At 60.9% G+C, this 14,198-nt stretch carries 14 protein-coding genes; 6 read left to right on the forward strand and 8 right to left on the reverse strand.

All coding sequences use genetic code 11. The features are described 5' to 3' along the window. Nucleotides 1–77 precede the first annotated feature (77 nt). Nucleotides 78–416, forward strand: a complete 339-nt coding sequence (locus L6758_RS09795) for a hypothetical protein (protein ID WP_237205921.1) — start codon at nt 78–80, stop codon at nt 414–416. A gap of 80 nt (nt 417–496) precedes the next feature. Here the strand turns inward: L6758_RS09795 and trhA are convergent, their stop codons facing one another. Continuing rightward, nucleotides 497–1,237, reverse strand: a complete 741-nt coding sequence (trhA, locus tag L6758_RS09800; protein WP_237205920.1) for a PAQR family membrane homeostasis protein TrhA — start codon at nt 1,235–1,237, stop codon at nt 497–499. A 188-nt stretch (nt 1,238–1,425) separates the two neighbouring features. Between trhA and L6758_RS09805 the strand changes: the two genes are divergently transcribed. The 3 genes from L6758_RS09805 to L6758_RS09815 all read left to right on the forward strand — a co-directional run bounded on the left by L6758_RS09805 (nt 1,426) and on the right by L6758_RS09815 (nt 3,288). Then, nucleotides 1,426–2,187, forward strand: coding sequence for an isoprenyl transferase (locus L6758_RS09805; RefSeq protein WP_185173433.1), 762 nt, complete (start codon nt 1,426–1,428; stop codon nt 2,185–2,187). Nucleotides 2,188–2,205: 18 nt separating this feature from the next. Next, a complete protein-coding gene (locus L6758_RS09810) occupies nt 2,206–2,742 on the forward strand; it encodes a prepilin peptidase (protein ID WP_237205919.1) in 537 nt (178 codons plus the stop codon). Nucleotides 2,743–2,805: 63 nt separating this feature from the next. Next, nucleotides 2,806–3,288 (forward strand): NUDIX hydrolase, encoded by a 483-nt coding sequence (locus L6758_RS09815; RefSeq protein WP_237205918.1) that lies wholly within the window; start codon nt 2,806–2,808, stop codon nt 3,286–3,288. Here L6758_RS09815 and L6758_RS09820 read toward each other — a convergent pair whose 3' ends face one another. Beyond that, on the reverse strand, nt 3,289–3,792 hold the full coding sequence (locus L6758_RS09820; protein WP_237205917.1) for a MarR family winged helix-turn-helix transcriptional regulator: 504 nt from the start codon (nt 3,790–3,792) through the stop codon (nt 3,289–3,291). 176 nt (nt 3,793–3,968) lie between these two features. Between L6758_RS09820 and L6758_RS09825 the strand changes: the two genes are divergently transcribed. Next, entirely contained in the window at nt 3,969–5,165 is a 1,197-nt protein-coding gene (locus L6758_RS09825) for an acetyl-CoA C-acyltransferase (protein ID WP_237205916.1), read from the forward strand. 73 nt (nt 5,166–5,238) lie between these two features. Here the strand turns inward: L6758_RS09825 and L6758_RS09830 are convergent, their stop codons facing one another. From L6758_RS09830 to L6758_RS09845, 4 genes are all read right to left on the reverse strand, one after another. Continuing rightward, the gene (locus tag L6758_RS09830; RefSeq protein ID WP_237205915.1) at nt 5,239–6,993 is read right to left on the reverse strand and encodes a pyruvate dehydrogenase; all 1,755 of its coding nucleotides are present in this window, start codon (nt 6,991–6,993) and stop codon (nt 5,239–5,241) included. Between the two features lie 208 nt (nt 6,994–7,201). Continuing rightward, the gene (locus tag L6758_RS09835; RefSeq protein WP_237187209.1) at nt 7,202–8,608 is read right to left on the reverse strand and encodes a class II fumarate hydratase; all 1,407 of its coding nucleotides are present in this window, start codon (nt 8,606–8,608) and stop codon (nt 7,202–7,204) included. Between the two features lie 104 nt (nt 8,609–8,712). Then, complete coding sequence (locus tag L6758_RS09840) at nt 8,713–9,336, reverse strand: carbonic anhydrase (RefSeq protein ID WP_237205914.1); 624 nt, start codon at nt 9,334–9,336, stop codon at nt 8,713–8,715. Between the two features lie 104 nt (nt 9,337–9,440). Further along, entirely contained in the window at nt 9,441–10,136 is a 696-nt protein-coding gene (locus tag L6758_RS09845; protein ID WP_237205913.1) for a DUF4245 domain-containing protein, read from the reverse strand. 189 nt (nt 10,137–10,325) lie between these two features. On the opposite strand from L6758_RS09845, the gene glpX reads away from it, so the two are divergent. After that, the gene (glpX, locus tag L6758_RS09850) at nt 10,326–11,321 is read left to right on the forward strand and encodes a class II fructose-bisphosphatase (RefSeq protein WP_237205912.1); all 996 of its coding nucleotides are present in this window, start codon (nt 10,326–10,328) and stop codon (nt 11,319–11,321) included. Between the two features lie 143 nt (nt 11,322–11,464). Here glpX and L6758_RS09855 read toward each other — a convergent pair whose 3' ends face one another. Beyond that, entirely contained in the window at nt 11,465–12,484 is a 1,020-nt protein-coding gene (locus L6758_RS09855; RefSeq protein ID WP_237205911.1) for a lipid II:glycine glycyltransferase FemX, read from the reverse strand. A 36-nt stretch (nt 12,485–12,520) separates the two neighbouring features. Beyond that, nucleotides 12,521–14,086, reverse strand: a complete 1,566-nt coding sequence (locus L6758_RS09860; protein WP_237199345.1) for an LCP family protein — start codon at nt 14,084–14,086, stop codon at nt 12,521–12,523. Nucleotides 14,087–14,198: the final 112 nt, after the last annotated feature.

The following is a 14,198-nucleotide window of genomic DNA, read 5'->3' on the forward strand; positions in this document are numbered from 1 at the left end:
CCCCACCGCGTAGAATAGGGGTGACCGCCTAAAGGCGGCCCCTGCGCCCCAGACCCAGACCAGAGGAAACCTTGACAGTGTCAGCCCTGATCCCTGTATCTCTTACGATTCTTGCAGCCGAAGCGACCCCCACCGTCATTACCACGGTTAACCCCGACGGGTCCTTCCGCGGCTCACCCGGTATCGTGGGCTTCATCGTCACTTTCTGCCTGGCAATCGCCATCGTGCTGCTGGGGCTAGATTTGACCCGCCGCGCTCGCCGTCTGCGCTACCGCAGTGAATACGCCATTGCCCGTGAGGCTGAGGAGCGGGCGGCTGCTGAGGCCGCGGCTCAGGGGAAAACTGAGGAGCCCGTGCACGCCACCGTGCGCGATGAGGCCGTGGTAGCTCAGGATCATCTGCGCCGCCCCCACTAGGTTCTTGAGGGAAGAGAAAATAAGGACGCCGTACCCGGCCGGGTGCGGCGTCCTTGAGGTATGGGGGCTGTTGGCGCGGTTTAGAGGAAGATGCAGAACATCACGGCGATGTAGTGCTGGATAAAGCCGAGCACGGTAAAGACGTGGAAGAGCTCGTGGAAGCCGAAGACCTGCGGAGCCATGGCGGGGCGTTTGGTGCCGTAGAAGATGGCTCCAATGATGTAGCTGGCTCCGCCGGTGGCGATGAGAACGGTAGCGACGGGGGAGACCTGCCAGAAGTCGCCCAGGTAGAAGACCGCCATCAGGCCCATCACAACGTAGATGGGGGTGTAGAGCCAGCGGGGGGCTCCGGTCCAGAAGACCCTAAAGAGGGTGACGGAGAGGGCACAGCCCCAGATGCTCCAGAGCAGGATGGCCTGCTGGGTGCCCTCAAGGAGGGTTAGGGCTACCGGGGTATAGGTGCCCGCGATGAGCAGGGTGATATTGGCGTGGTCGAGCCGCTTGAGGAGCATGCGGGCCCTGGCTGACCAGAAACCGCGGTGGTAGATACCCGAGATACCAAAGAGCAGGACGCCGGTGAGGGCAAAAATAGCGCAGCCGACGCCGACGATCCCGCCGCCGGAGAGAACGATGAGCACGATGCCGGCGATAAAGGCTACGGGCGCAAAGCCTGCATGAATCCAGCCGCGGAGTAGGGGCTTGCCGTTCTCATTGTAGAAATCGATGATTTCGCGTTGCACGTCGGTCAGCCGGTCAAGCACGCCCTGGTGGGGTGCGGCTGATGAACCGGAGGTCTGGGAGCGGTGAACACGTGAAGCCATATATTTAGTATGGCAGGTCAAAATAAGCGCGGTCTAGGGGGTAGCTAGAAGCTGAAATAACGGGCAGGGAGCCGGGGCACGGTGTCCGCCCACCTGCGCAGAGGAGGACAGGGGCCTGCCCGAGCCCGCCTTGCAGGTAGAATGAGCAGGGTAAAGACAACCTGCCACCCCACAACCAGGAGCAGCACATGAAGCTACCGCAGCCACTGTACACGGTGTATGAGCGGTCCCTGATTTCTGCGATTCCAGCGGAGAAACTGCCCCAGCACATCGGTGTGCTGGTCGATGGTAACCGCCGCTGGGCTGCCCTTTTGGGGGAGAGCACCAAGCACGGCCACGAGGCCGGTGCTGCCCGCATCATCGAGTTTCTCGGCTGGTGCACGGAATTAAAGATTCCGATGGTGACCCTCTATATGCTGTCTACCGAGAACCTGAAGCGCAGTAGCGATGAGCTGAATGACCTGGTTGAGGTAATTGAGGGGTTCGTGGGGCGTCTGACCGCCAGCGGCCTGGCTCGGGTTCGCCCGGTGGGTCAGCTGGAATCCCTGCCAGCGAGTTTGCGGTCTGCCTTTGAGGTGGCTGTTGAAGAAACGGCGGCGGTCAGCGGGCTGCAGGTGAATATCGCTGTTGGGTATGGCGGGCGCCAGGAGATTACGGACGCCGTGCGCGGCCTCCTGCGTGAGGCGGCAGCTTCCGGCCGGAGCCTTGAAGAACTCGCTTCAAGTCTGACCAGCGACGATATTTCCCGCCATCTCTACACCAGCGGTATGCCCGACCCGGACCTGCTGATCCGGACCTCGGGGGAACAGCGCCTTTCAGGCTTTATGACCTGGCAGTCGGCCTACTCCGAGTTCTATTTCTGTGAGGCCCTGTGGCCGGACTTCCGCCGGGTTGATTTTCTGCGGGCTCTGCGTGACTATGCTCAGCGTCAGCGTAGGTTCGGCTCTTAATAGTGGCCGGGAGCAAATGTGCTCGAACAGATATATAACCTAGCAGTAGAGGGTCTGGGCGGACGCTGGCAGTCGGCTCTTGCCTGTGTGCTCCTGGTCTGGGTAGTGGCGTGCTACCTGGTAGCAGCTGCCCGTCTGTGGGTGATTGATGTGCGTGAGCATCGTCTTCCTGACCGTATTGTCCTTCCCCTCTACGCCCTGCTAGGCCTACCCCTCTTTGGGGTGATCCTACTAGCTTCCCCCGGCTCCTTTGCCCAGGCTAGGCAGACCGCCTACGGGGCAGCGGTCATGTTCGGTTTCTACGCGCTCATGCGCCTAGCATCTCGCGGGGCACTTGGATTAGGCGATGTAAAACTGGCCGGGGTACTGGGCCTGCTCTTGGCCTATTTCTCGCCCCTGAACCTGCTCTGGGGCAACCTGCTTATTTTCCTCACCGGCGGGCTATATTCTCTAGCGCTCATAGTGACTCGTCGCGCTACCGGCCGTACCCACATAGCCTTTGGTCCTTTTATGCTGTTAGGCACCACCATCGCTCTTTTCTTCCCCGCCACCTAACTAGTCAAGCGCGGTCTGCTGCCACGGGCGTCCGCGCCGGCCCCCATTCCACGAAAGGACACTATGCCTACCCCATCATTTATTACCGACCTGCGGGCTAAAATCGGCTCCGACATGCTCTGGCTCTCTGGCGCTACGGCTGTGATTCAGCGGGATAACGGCGATATTCTGCTGGTCCGTCGCAGCGACACCGGGGCCTGGACGCCGGTCACCGGCATTGTCGACCCCGGTGAGAACCCCGCCCTGACCTGCCTGCGGGAGGCCGAAGAAGAAGCCGGGGTAGTCATCGAAGTCGTGGGCTTTGCCCAGCTGAAAGCCGACCCACCCATGACCTTCGGCAACGGGGACCGCTGCCAGTTTCTGGATCACACCTTCTACTGCCGCTATGTATCGGGGCAGGCCCGGGTGAATGATGAAGAGTCGAGCCAGGTGCAGTGGGTGCCGGTGGAGAAACTCGCCGACTACTGTAGCGAACGCATGCTCGATAGAATCGACGCCGCCCTGCACTGGCAGAACGGCGCCCGATTCGATTTAGAAGCGCGGTAGCTAGGCTTCGGCTGAGAGCTTGCGCAGAAGCTCAACCAGCAGGGTGCGTTCAACCGGTGTGAGTTTCTCAGCCCACCGGGCTTCTACCGCATTCTGCTGGCTAAATATACTTTCGATAAAGCTGGTGCCTCGGTCTGTGAGTTCTAAGAGCGTGCCGCGGCCGTCATCGGGGTCTTTGGCCTTGGTAATTAATCCTTTTGTTTCTAGGGGTTTACTGATATTAGAGACGGCAGCCCTCGTCATCCCGGTGATATTCGCAAGACTACTAGCCGAAGTTGAGCCAAGGTTCCACAGGGCAAAGAGCACCCGATAGGCAGCCCAGGAGCTTCCAATTGGCCGATGCACGGTGGATTCAAAATCGTGGGTGATAGCAACCGAAGCGCGGTTGAGCGACATAGCTAGGAGCGTGGCGTCAGCGTTGACGGGCCCCTCTAACTTACCGATGTTCTCGGTGACCTGGTCAATGAAAGACCAGTAGGTGTGGTTGCGGGGTGATGGTTCCATTCCTTAAGCCTACTCACTGGGCGGCTGTGAGAGAAAAATAAGCCGCCTATTACAGGCTAAAGCATGCGAGCAGCACCTTTCACCGGTCTAGTCTTGACCGACATGGCGCCGGGGGCTAGTCTCTAAGAAAATCATGAGATAGCCGGTGCAGCGACGCTGCTGCAGAAGGAAGAAACATGCAGACCCACAACAAGGACGTTGTCATTATCGGTGCTGCCCGCACCCCCCAGGGCAAGATTATGGGTGCCCTTTCATCTCTGAGCGCTGTTGAACTGGGCACCCGGGCCCTGGCTCAGGCGCTCAAGGCCAGCACTCTAGCCCCTGAACAGGTTGAAGCTGTGATCTTTGGCCAGGTGGTGCAGGCCGGTGCAGGGCAGAACCCCGCCAAGCAGACCGCAGGTGCTGCCGGTATCCCTGTGGCTACCCCGGCGGTGACGGTCAATAGCGTTTGCCTCTCGGGTCTGCGCGCGGTGATAGATGCCGCCCGGCTCATCCGATCGGGTGAGGTTCAGGTCGCTGTGGCGGGCGGCCAGGAGTCCATGTCTCGTGCCCCTTTCTTACTGCCGGATTTCCGCTCGGGCAGGGTCTTCGGCGCTACCGGCGTGCTCGATGCTGTTGAGCGTGATGCCCTCACCGATGCCCAGAGCGGGGAGTCGATGGGGGTGCTGACCGAGGGGTCTAACGCCCGTTTTGAGGTGACCCGCCAGGAGCAGGACGCCATCGCGGCCGCTTCCCACCAGCGGGCCCACGCCGCGGCGTCCGCCGGGCTTTTTGAGGCCGAAATTGCCCCGGTGCAGGTGAAAGGACGCAAGGGGCAAGTCACCGAGGTCAGGGCGGATGAAGGAGTGCGTGAGGGAACCACGGTCGAGGTGCTCGCTCAACTGCCGCCTGCTTTTGAGCAGGGCGGCACGATTACCGCGGGGAATGCTTCCCCGCTCTCTGACGGGGCAGCGGCCCTGGTGCTCTCAAGCCGCGAATTTGCTGAAGCAAACGGAATCAAGCCGCTGGCGACCGTCCTCGCCTGGGCTAATACCGCTGGCCCCGAGAACGTACTGCACTATCAGCCCTCCCGCGCTATCGCCGCTGCCCTTGAGAGAGCCGGGCTAACCGCGGCCGACCTAGACCATGTGGAAATTAACGAGGCTTTTGCAGCCGTTTCTACGGTCTCTGCCCGTGAACTTGGTCTTGACCTGCAGAAGGTCAACCCCCACGGTGGTGCTATTGCTCTGGGGCACCCGGTGGGGGCGTCCGGTGCCCGCCTGGTGGTTCATGCCGCTCACGCCCTCAGCCAGAGCCCCGACGCTACCTATGCGGCTGTGGCCCTGTGCGGTGGTGGCGGCCAGGGCGATGCTCTGATTCTTCGCGCAGACTAATCTCTTGTACTACGAGGTTAAAACAGGTGGGGCCCGCAGAACGGGCCCCACCTCTAGTTGTATGAGAACTAGTTTAGGTGAGCTGACGCCAGGCGCTGGCGTTACGCAGGTTAGAACGAGCCATTGCTACAGCTTCACCGGCCCCGCGGTTGAGGGCAATCTTTGAAAGTGAAGTTGCAAAACCAATAATCTGTGAAGCTTCTACCTCAGGGGGCATGGAGAGCGCATTGGGGTCGGTAATGACCTCAACGAGGGATGGTCCCCGGTGGGCCAGGGCATGAGAGAGCGCCTTTTCGAGTTTCTGGGGGTCGGTAACGCGTTCTGCTTCAAAGCCCATTGCGGTAGCGATAGCGGCGTAGTTGGTGTCGGGCACATCGACCCCGTAGTCCTCGAAGCCCTGAACGAGCTGTTCGAGCTTAACCATGCCGAGGGTGGAGTTATTGTAGACCACGACGGTCAGGGGCAGGTTATACATACGGGCGGTCAGCAGGTCACCCAAGAGCATGGAGAGCCCGCCGTCACCCGATACAGAGATCACCTGGCGGTCAGGGGCGGAAACCTGAGCACCAATGGCGTGGGGGAGGGCGTTGGCCATGGATCCGTGCAGGAAGGAGCCGAGCAGTTCGCGCTTACCGTTGGGGGTGATGTAGCGGGCTGTCCATACGTTGCACATACCGGTATCTGCTGTGAAAATAGCATCATCAGCGGCCAGTTCATCGAGTAGAGCTGTGACGTACTCGGGATGAATGGGCCCCTTCTTTGAAGGCTTCTTGGTGTAGGCGCCCACAACCTTGGTCATGATTTTTTCGTTCTTCTTCAGCAGCTGCTCAAGGAAGGACCGGTCTTTCTTGCGCTTAATGAGGGGTAGTACCGCGCGAAGCGTGGCTGCAACATCTGCCTCGACCAGTAGGCTCACATTGGTGCGACGCCCCAGTACCTGGGCGGAACGATCAATCTGGATAGTGTCTGTATCGGGTAGGAACTGATCGTAGGGAAAATCGGTGCCGAGCAGGAGCATCAGGTCTGCGTCTTTAAGGCCCTCAGCAGCCTCGCCGTAGCCCAGAAGCCCGGTCATGCCCACATCGAAGGGGTTGTCGTACTGGACGTACATTTTGCCCCGCATGGAGTGACCCACCGGCGCGGCGGCGGCATCGGCCAGGGCAACCAGCTCATCGTGGGCTCCCTTAGCCCCGATACCTGCAAAGATAGCGACCTTGTCTGCGGCATTGATGCGGTCGGCGATGTCGTGGACGGTTGCCTGGTCCGGGGTCATGGTGCCGCGGCGCATGTCGCCCCAAGCGGGTACGTAGTCTACGGCGTCCTCGGCAGCAATGTCGCCAGGGATTGAGACAACAGCAACGCCGCGGTTGGCGACGGCGTGACGCATCGCGGAATTCATGATGCGCAGAGTCTGAGCGGGGTTAATGGCCATCTCTGAATAGCTGGAGCACTCGGCGAAGAGGCGGTCGGGGTGGGTTTCTTGGAAGTAGCTGGTGCCGATTTGTGCTGAGGGGATGTGGGATGCAATGGCGAGGACGGGCGCACCCGAGCGATGCGCGTCGTAGAGGCCGTTGATGAGGTGGGTGTTGCCGGGGCCGCAGGACCCTGCGCATACGGCGAGCTTGCCGGTGACCTGTGCTTCTGCTGCCGCGGCAAAGGCGGCGACTTCTTCGTGGCGTACATGGACCCAGTCGATGCCGCCCTTGGCAGAGCCGCCGCTGGCACGGACTGCATCAACGATGGGGTTGAGGGAGTCTCCCACCACGCCGTAGATGCGCTCTACGCCGGCGTCTATGAGTTGCTGGATGAGTTGATCAGCGAGTTTCACGGGGCAACCTTTCAATAATCTGTACCCTTACTTTTCTACAGTCTACTCCTATCGATCTTGCTTTTGTTTATTCTTGAACTATCTATGTGGTCACGCGCCCCTGAGTGCTAGTTCACAAGAGAGGCGCACAAAGGGCGGGCTTCCCGTAGAGGGAAACCCGCCCTTTGCGTGCTCGGACGCTGGGAGCGTCCTTCGCTCGGTAGCTTGTTTAGAAGTTACCTAGCATCTTGGTGACGTCCAGAGCCTCATCAAGCTGGGCCTCGGTGACTTCACCGCGCTCAACGTAACCCAGGGCGATGACGGCCTCACGCACGGTGGTCTTGTTAGCCACCGAGTACTTGGCGATCTTGGCTGCTGCCTCGTAGCCAATTAGCTTGTTCATGGGGGTGACGGTTGAGGGGGATGCCTCAGCCAGGAAGCGGGCCCGCTCCACGTTGGCTTCCAGGCCGTCAATCATCTTGTCTGCCATCACGCGGGAGGTATTGGCCAGCAGGCGGATGGACTGGAGCAGGTTGGCAGCCATGACAGGGATACCCACGTTCAGCTCGAAGGCGCCGTTGGTGGAAGATAGGGCGATGGTGGTGTCGTTACCGATCACCTGGGCACAGACCATAATGGCTGCTTCACAGATCACGGGGTTGACCTTACCGGGCATGATGGAGGAACCGGGCTGCAGGTCGGGGATATGCAGCTCGCCCAGGCCGGTGTTGGGCCCTGATCCCATCCAGCGAATATCGTTATTGATCTTCATGAAGGAGTAGGCGATATTACGCAGCTGGCCGGAAGCCTCAATCAGGCCGTCACGGTTAGCCTGGGCTTCAAAGTGGTTGCGGGCCTCGGTCAGGGGCAGACCGGTTTCTTCAGCCAGCAGTTCAATGACGCGGGCGGAGAAGCCGTCGGGGGTGTTGATTCCGGTGCCCACAGCGGTACCACCCAGGGGAACCTCAGCGACGCGGGGGAGGGAAGCATGGATGCGCTCAACTCCGTAGCGGACCTGGGCTGCGTAGCCGGAGAACTCCTGGCCCAGGGTCACGGGGGTGGCGTCCATCAGGTGGGTGCGGCCGGACTTGACGACGTCCTTGAACTCCACAGCCTTGCGCTCCAGGGACTCGGCCAGGTATTCCAGGGCCGGGACCAGGTCCTTGAGCAGAGCCTCGGTAGCGGCCACGTGCACGGAGGTAGGGAAGACGTCGTTAGAGGACTGGGAGGCGTTCACATGGTCGTTGGGGTGGACCTCGACGTCCTGCCCCTCCAGAGCCTGGTTAGCCAGGGTCGCCAGCACCTCGTTGGTGTTCATGTTGGAGGAGGTGCCAGAGCCGGTCTGGAAGACGTCGATGGGGAAGTGCTCATCGTAGTCACCGGCAGCAACCTTATCTGCAGCATCGCGGATAGCGGCGGCGCGGGTGGCGTCAAGAACACCCAGCTCTTCGTTGGCGCTTGCTGCTGCCTTCTTAATGAGGGCCAGGGCGCGGATGTGGGCAGACTCCAGTGTCTGGCCAGAGATGGGGAAGTTTTCAACGGCACGCTGGGTCTGGGCGCGGTAGAGGGCATCTACGGGTACGCGGACCTCACCCATGGTGTCGTGTTCAATGCGGTATTCAGTGTTTTCTGCCATACTGCCTAGTCTAATACGCCGCCGTGACGGCTGTCGCACTGGCCGTAAAAAATGACGCGGTAGCAGACTGTGCCTTTGGGAGGAGCACCGCCTGGTTGGAGACTTTAGATAGTAATCAGCGGTGAGGAGGAGTAGACCAGGTCGGCCTTGCCGTCGGCCAGGTGGTAGAAGACGCCGATGACGGCCAAGGTGCCGTCCTCGATGCCTTCACGGATAATCCCGGACTGCTCGGCAATACGGGCTGCAGTCTGGCGGGTATGCTCCACCACCATATCGTTGATGGTGGCACCTTCGGGTAGCTCCGGTGAAATAACTGACGGCAAGATACCCTCCACCAGGTTGCGGATAAACCCGCCGGGCATTTCACCCTCGACCAGGGCCTTGTGGGTGGCGGTGATAGCGCCACAGGAGTCGTGGCCCAGCACCATAATGAGCGGGGTCTTGAGCTCCCCACTGGCGTATTCCAGGGAGCCGAGGACGGCGTCGTCCAGCACCTGCCCGGCGGTGCGTACCACAAAGGCGTCGCCCAGGCCGAGGTCGAAAATGATTTCTGCTGCCAGGCGGGAGTCGCCACAACCGAAAATTGCGGCGAAGGGGTATTGGCCAGCTACCAGTTCAGCGCGGCGGGCGGCGTCCTGATGGGGGTGGGAGCGGTTGCCCTCCACAAAGCGGGCATTGCCTTCAACGAGGCGTTCCCATGCCTGGACGGGGGTTTCGATGGCGGTCATGGCAGGCGTCCTTTCGCAGCGGTTTAGCTTTAACCTAGCAATCTGCCCGGCCGGTGACGTGTGTAAGGCGAATTACATTTTACGGCAGGACGCCGGTGGGCGGCTTACTGAATTCCGCTTGAGGGAGTGGGAGAACCCGTGGAAGAAGGAGCCTTCATGTAGGCAACAGTAGCCTCAGCCAGGGCCTGGAACTCGGCTGCCTCAGCTTCGCCCTTGAGGATGACAGTGGTGCCGTCCACCTCACCGATGTAGAAGGTGGTGATCTTGTCTTTATCGTCAGCATCGACGAGGGAGCGCACGTCCCAGTCCACGCCACCAGCTTGCACCGTAGCCTCGGGTACAGCCTGCCCCACTGTTTGCGCAATCCAGGTTGGGTTGGTGTCCTGCGCCTGAATCAGCTCAATAAAGTCACTGGTAGGGGTGACCTGGCCGGTGGACCAGTAGTTGATGCCGTCTGCCTGGCCGGTGTTCCAGCGGGCGTAGTTGTAGTGCCAGCCTTCCTGCTCGGCGGCTGCAACCGGGTAGCCTGCCTGGGCGCTGGCCTCGTAGGCAATCACGGGGAGGTCAACGGTGGGTCGGTAGGGGTTCTTGTTGGGCTGCGGCATCAACCAGATGACCGGCAGTAGCAAGAGCACCATGACGATCATCGAAATCACCATATTGCGGGCGGGCGCATTGATGCGGGCAGCCTGCTTTTCGGTAATTTGTGGGACTACCTGCTCTGTGGCGTCCGGGGCCTGGGTTTCAGGGGCGGACGCCTGTGGCAGGGGCTGGTTGCTGGGGTTAGTCGATGAAGTCACGCCTTCTATTCTGGTCTAAAGGGGGCGCCCTGTGCCACTTGCGAGCGAGAATTGCCGGCATCATCTGTGTCAAGTAGGGGCGCACCGGCCCGTAACACGGCGGGGAAGCGAGTACTCTAGAGTGTGGAGGCTGAGCGCCCCATAACAGGGAGCCAGCTGGCACTGTTAGAAGCTACTCGAAGGTGAGTCATGTCAGAAGTAATGAACGAAGATCGTAACCTGGCGCTGGAACTGGTGCGTGCAACCGAGGCTGCCGCTATTGCCTCGGGCCCGCTGGTGGGCGCAGGCGATAAGAACATGGCGGACGGTGCTGCTGTTGATGCCATGCGCGCTCGCCTTAAGACCGTGCACTTCAACGGCACCGTGGTGATTGGCGAGGGTGAGAAGGACGAGGCCCCCATGCTCTTCAACGGCGAGCAGGTGGGCGATGGCTCGGGAGCTAAGTTCGATGTTGCTGTTGACCCCATCGATGGTACCCGCCTGACCGCTCTGGGTATGGATAACGCGCTCTCCGTCATTGCGGTAGCTGAAGGCGGCACCATGTTTGACCCTTCCGCTGTCTTCTACATGGAGAAGCTGGTTACCGGCCCCGAGGCAGCTGACCTGGTCGATTTGCGCCTGCCGGTCAAGCAGAACCTGCACCTGGTCGCTAAGGCTAAGGGCACCAGCATTAACCAGCTCACCGTCTGCGTACTGGATCGCCCCCGCCATGCCAAGCTCGTTGAAGAGATTCGCGCAACTGGCGCCCGTACCCGCATGATTCTTGACGGCGACGTTGCTGGTGCTATTGCCGCCTGCCGTGAGGGCACTGGCGTGGATTTGATGATGGGCACCGGCGGTACCCCTGAGGGTATTGTGGCTGCCTGCGCTATCAAGGCCACCGGTGGCATTATCCAGGGTCGTCTTGCCCCTATCGATGACGCTGAACGCCAGAAGGCCCTGGATGCCGGCCATGACCTGGACGCTGTGTTGACCACCGATGAACTGGTCACCACCGATAACTGCTTCTTCGCCGCAACCGGCATCACCGACGGTAAGCTCCTGCGCGGTGTGCGTTACGGCCGCGACACCGTCACCACCCAGTCCTTGGTCATGCGTTCTAAGTCAGGCACCGTGCGCCTGATTGAGGCTGAGCACAAGCTCTCCCGCTACTCGGCAATGATCGCCGGGACCATGAATCGTTAGGAATTTAGCTTCACATAAGGGCAGGGGCAGATGCGCCCGAAGCCGACGTGGACCGGGGCTGGCGGTGAATCGCTTGCGAGTTCACGAGCCAGCGAGAGCGGCTGTCGGCGGGGTGCATCTGCCCCTGCCCCTATATCTATCCCTTATTTACCGATACGCGCCCGAACCTTACCGACGGCGTCCTTGGCCTTGGGGAGCAGGGTGCCGGTGGCGAACTTCTTGCCCTGAGCTAGGGCTTCGCGGCCTGCGCGGATGCCCTGGTAGGCCTTGTAGCCGAGGGCGGAGACGGGCAGGTCCCAGGTGCCGGGGTAGGCAACTGAGGTGCCGCCGAAGGACTTCTTGAACTTGGTGAAGCCTGCCCACTCGTGGTTGGGGTCGTCGTTGGGGGCGATTCCGAAGAGGTCCATGTAGCTCAGGCCCTTTTCTTTGGCATCGAGAATAATGGTGGAGAGCAGCGGGTTTCCCACCTGTAGTTTTCGGTGTTCGAATGAGGTTGCCGCATGGGCGTAGACGCGGGTGTCGTCTGAATCGTAGGTGAGGGAGGCACCGATAGGTTGGCCATCTACCTTAGCGATGAACAGGGTAGCGGCGTCCGCGGGCATAAGCACCTGAGCAACTCTGGTGAGGTAGTCGTCCTGCTGACGGTTGAAGCCAGCACGACCGGCGGTTTCGTCGAGGTATTTGAGCAGAATCGTGATGTCTGCGGGGTTCTGAGATTTCTCGAAAGTCACGCCCTTCTTATGGATGTTCCGGTGCAGGTTGCGGTTGGTCGATTTCATGTCTTTCAGAATCTGATCTTCAGATTGGGTGAGATCAATAATCTGAGTGTGTGAGGGCTGCACCTGGCGGGGTGAGAGGGTGAATCCGCGGGCGGCGAGGAAGGCTTCACCGCTCTGCGAGCCCCAGATAGAGCTGTTGATGGGCTCAACGCGGATGAACCAGCACTTGTTGTCGGTGGCTACGCGTTTCATATCTGCGATGGCGGCGTCGAAGGCGGCGGCGCTGTCGGCTTCGGGCCCGTAGGGGGCGTAGAGGTAGCGGCCGGTGGAGCCGCCTTCGAGGGTGGCCATGTAACGCCAGCCTTTACCTTCGCCACGGAAGACCTGATGGCCGTTGGCTTCTTGGAGCTGGGCCCAAATATCTGACTGCAGAATTGTACTCATGGGCACCAGCTTACCGTTTTGCTGTAGGTCGTGGGGTTAGGGGACCGAGCAGGTACCGTTCTCGCTGAGTTCTGAGGTGAGCTGCGCGCGGTAGGCGGCGGTTTCAATCACGTCGAGGCCTGAGGGGCCGGACGCTGCTGAGCCGGTGCTTGCGGCAGCTGCGGTGGTGACGGTGGGCTGGATGCCTGAGGCTGAGTCTGCAATGACCTGCTGGACTGCGGTGTGGAGCTGGTCGAAGTCGGGGTAGGTGGGGAAGAGGGTGTCGAAGTAGGGTGGGCCTGCTGCGAACTGGATCAGGTCGTAGTTTTTGGATTTGAGGGCAACATCACCGAGGGCTGCGAGGCCGCTTTGGGGGATGTTGGTTTCGATGACCTGTTCGCCTGCGGCGGTGATGTCTGCGAATTTGGTGAGTACGTTGGCGGGGTCGAGCTGCTTGAGCATAGCTGCCTGTACGCAGCGCTGGCGGGCTTGACGGTCGTAGTCTGAGGCCCCTTCGCGGGAGCGAGCGTACCAGAGGGCGTGGAAGCCGTCGAGGTGCTGTACACCGGGTTCGATGTAGCCGTCGATGGGGTTGGGCAGGCCGGTAATTTCGTTGGTGCCGCCGCCGATGGGAACGTAGCCACCTACGTCGATGGTGATGCCGCCCAGGGCGTCGATGAGCTGCTCAAAGCCCGACATGTCGATGAGGATGTAGTTCTCGACGGTGATACCGAGGATACCTGAGACAGCGTCCATGGTTGCTTCGGCTCCGGGGTCGTTGGCTCCGGGGTAGAGGTCAGCGTAGTCGGCGGTGACGGTGGGGTAGAGGGCGTTGAGGATGCATTCGTCACCGCAGTCGAAACCAGTCGGGTAAACCTCCCAGAGGGGAGAGCCGTCTTCAAAGATGGCGTTTTGTAGGTTGCGGGGTACTGAGATGGTGATGGCCTGACCGGTGGCTGCGTCGATGGATACCACGGTCATGGAGTCGGGGCGGCGGCCCACGCGGTCGGCGCCGGCGTCCCCGCCCATGAGCAGGATGTTGTAGCGGCCGTCCTGTTCCTTGATGGGGGTGCCGCCGGCGAAGATGTTGCCGAGGGCGCCGCGTCCTACCCAGGTGATGTAGGCGGCGTAGCCTAGCCCGCCGCCGGTGAGGGCGATGCAGGCAACGAGGGCAAGAGTGACCAGGGGTTTAGAGCGGCCTTCGAGTAGGCCCGGTCGAATGGCACGCAGGGTTGCTAGGAAGAGGTAGACCCAGCCAATAGCTAGGCCCACCAGGGCCGCTGCTACAAGTAGCAGTACCCAGGTATTGGTGACCAGGGAAAGCACGAGGGTGCGGCGGAGCGTCCAGAGTAGTAGTAGAGCTAGCACAAGGCCCCAGACAGTGAAGGTAACCTTTAGTGCCCGGCGCCCCAGAGTCTTCTGCCCGGTCAGTAGTTGGGCAGAGCCCGGGAGGAAGAGGGTGAGCAGGAGTAGGAGCCAGGCCCGGCGGGTACGGACGGATGCCGATGCCGCTTCGGGGTGTTTCAGCGGATCGGTGTAGGTAGGTTCTACCAGGTGCTGACCTCGTCCCCTGACACCCGTGATAGGGGCTGCGGAGCGTGGGCGCTTGCGCTCACCGGACATGTGTTTGCCTCCCTGGCGTGGTGGGCCTAAAAAATAACTGAGTGTGGTTGAGTATCTTGGTATCTACTCAACCACACTACTGAAAGAAGCTGGGTGCTCCCGGAGCGGTCTT

It is taken from the genome of Rothia nasimurium (genome assembly GCF_928382285.1).
In the GTDB taxonomy this organism is placed as follows: Bacteria; Actinomycetota; Actinomycetes; order Actinomycetales; family Micrococcaceae; genus Rothia; species Rothia nasimurium_E.

Bases quoted from the DNA above. Each gene is read 5' to 3' on its own strand.
- L6758_RS09805 (WP_185173433.1), top strand. From the start codon at position 1,426: ATGAAGCTACCGCAGCCACTGTACACGGTGTATGAGCGGTCCCTGATT.
- L6758_RS09820 (WP_237205917.1), bottom strand. From the start codon at position 3,792: ATGGAACCATCACCCCGCAACCACACCTACTGGTCTTTCATTGACCAG.
- trhA (WP_237205920.1), bottom strand. From the start codon at position 1,237: ATGGCTTCACGTGTTCACCGCTCCCAGACCTCCGGTTCATCAGCCGCA.
- L6758_RS09860 (WP_237199345.1), bottom strand. From the start codon at position 14,086: ATGTCCGGTGAGCGCAAGCGCCCACGCTCCGCAGCCCCTATCACGGGT.
- L6758_RS09835 (WP_237187209.1), bottom strand. From the start codon at position 8,608: ATGGCAGAAAACACTGAATACCGCATTGAACACGACACCATGGGTGAG.
- glpX (WP_237205912.1), top strand. From the start codon at position 10,326: ATGTCAGAAGTAATGAACGAAGATCGTAACCTGGCGCTGGAACTGGTG.
- L6758_RS09815 (WP_237205918.1), top strand. From the start codon at position 2,806: ATGCCTACCCCATCATTTATTACCGACCTGCGGGCTAAAATCGGCTCC.
- L6758_RS09840 (WP_237205914.1), bottom strand. From the start codon at position 9,336: ATGACCGCCATCGAAACCCCCGTCCAGGCATGGGAACGCCTCGTTGAA.
- L6758_RS09825 (WP_237205916.1), top strand. From the start codon at position 3,969: ATGCAGACCCACAACAAGGACGTTGTCATTATCGGTGCTGCCCGCACC.
- L6758_RS09855 (WP_237205911.1), bottom strand. From the start codon at position 12,484: ATGAGTACAATTCTGCAGTCAGATATTTGGGCCCAGCTCCAAGAAGCC.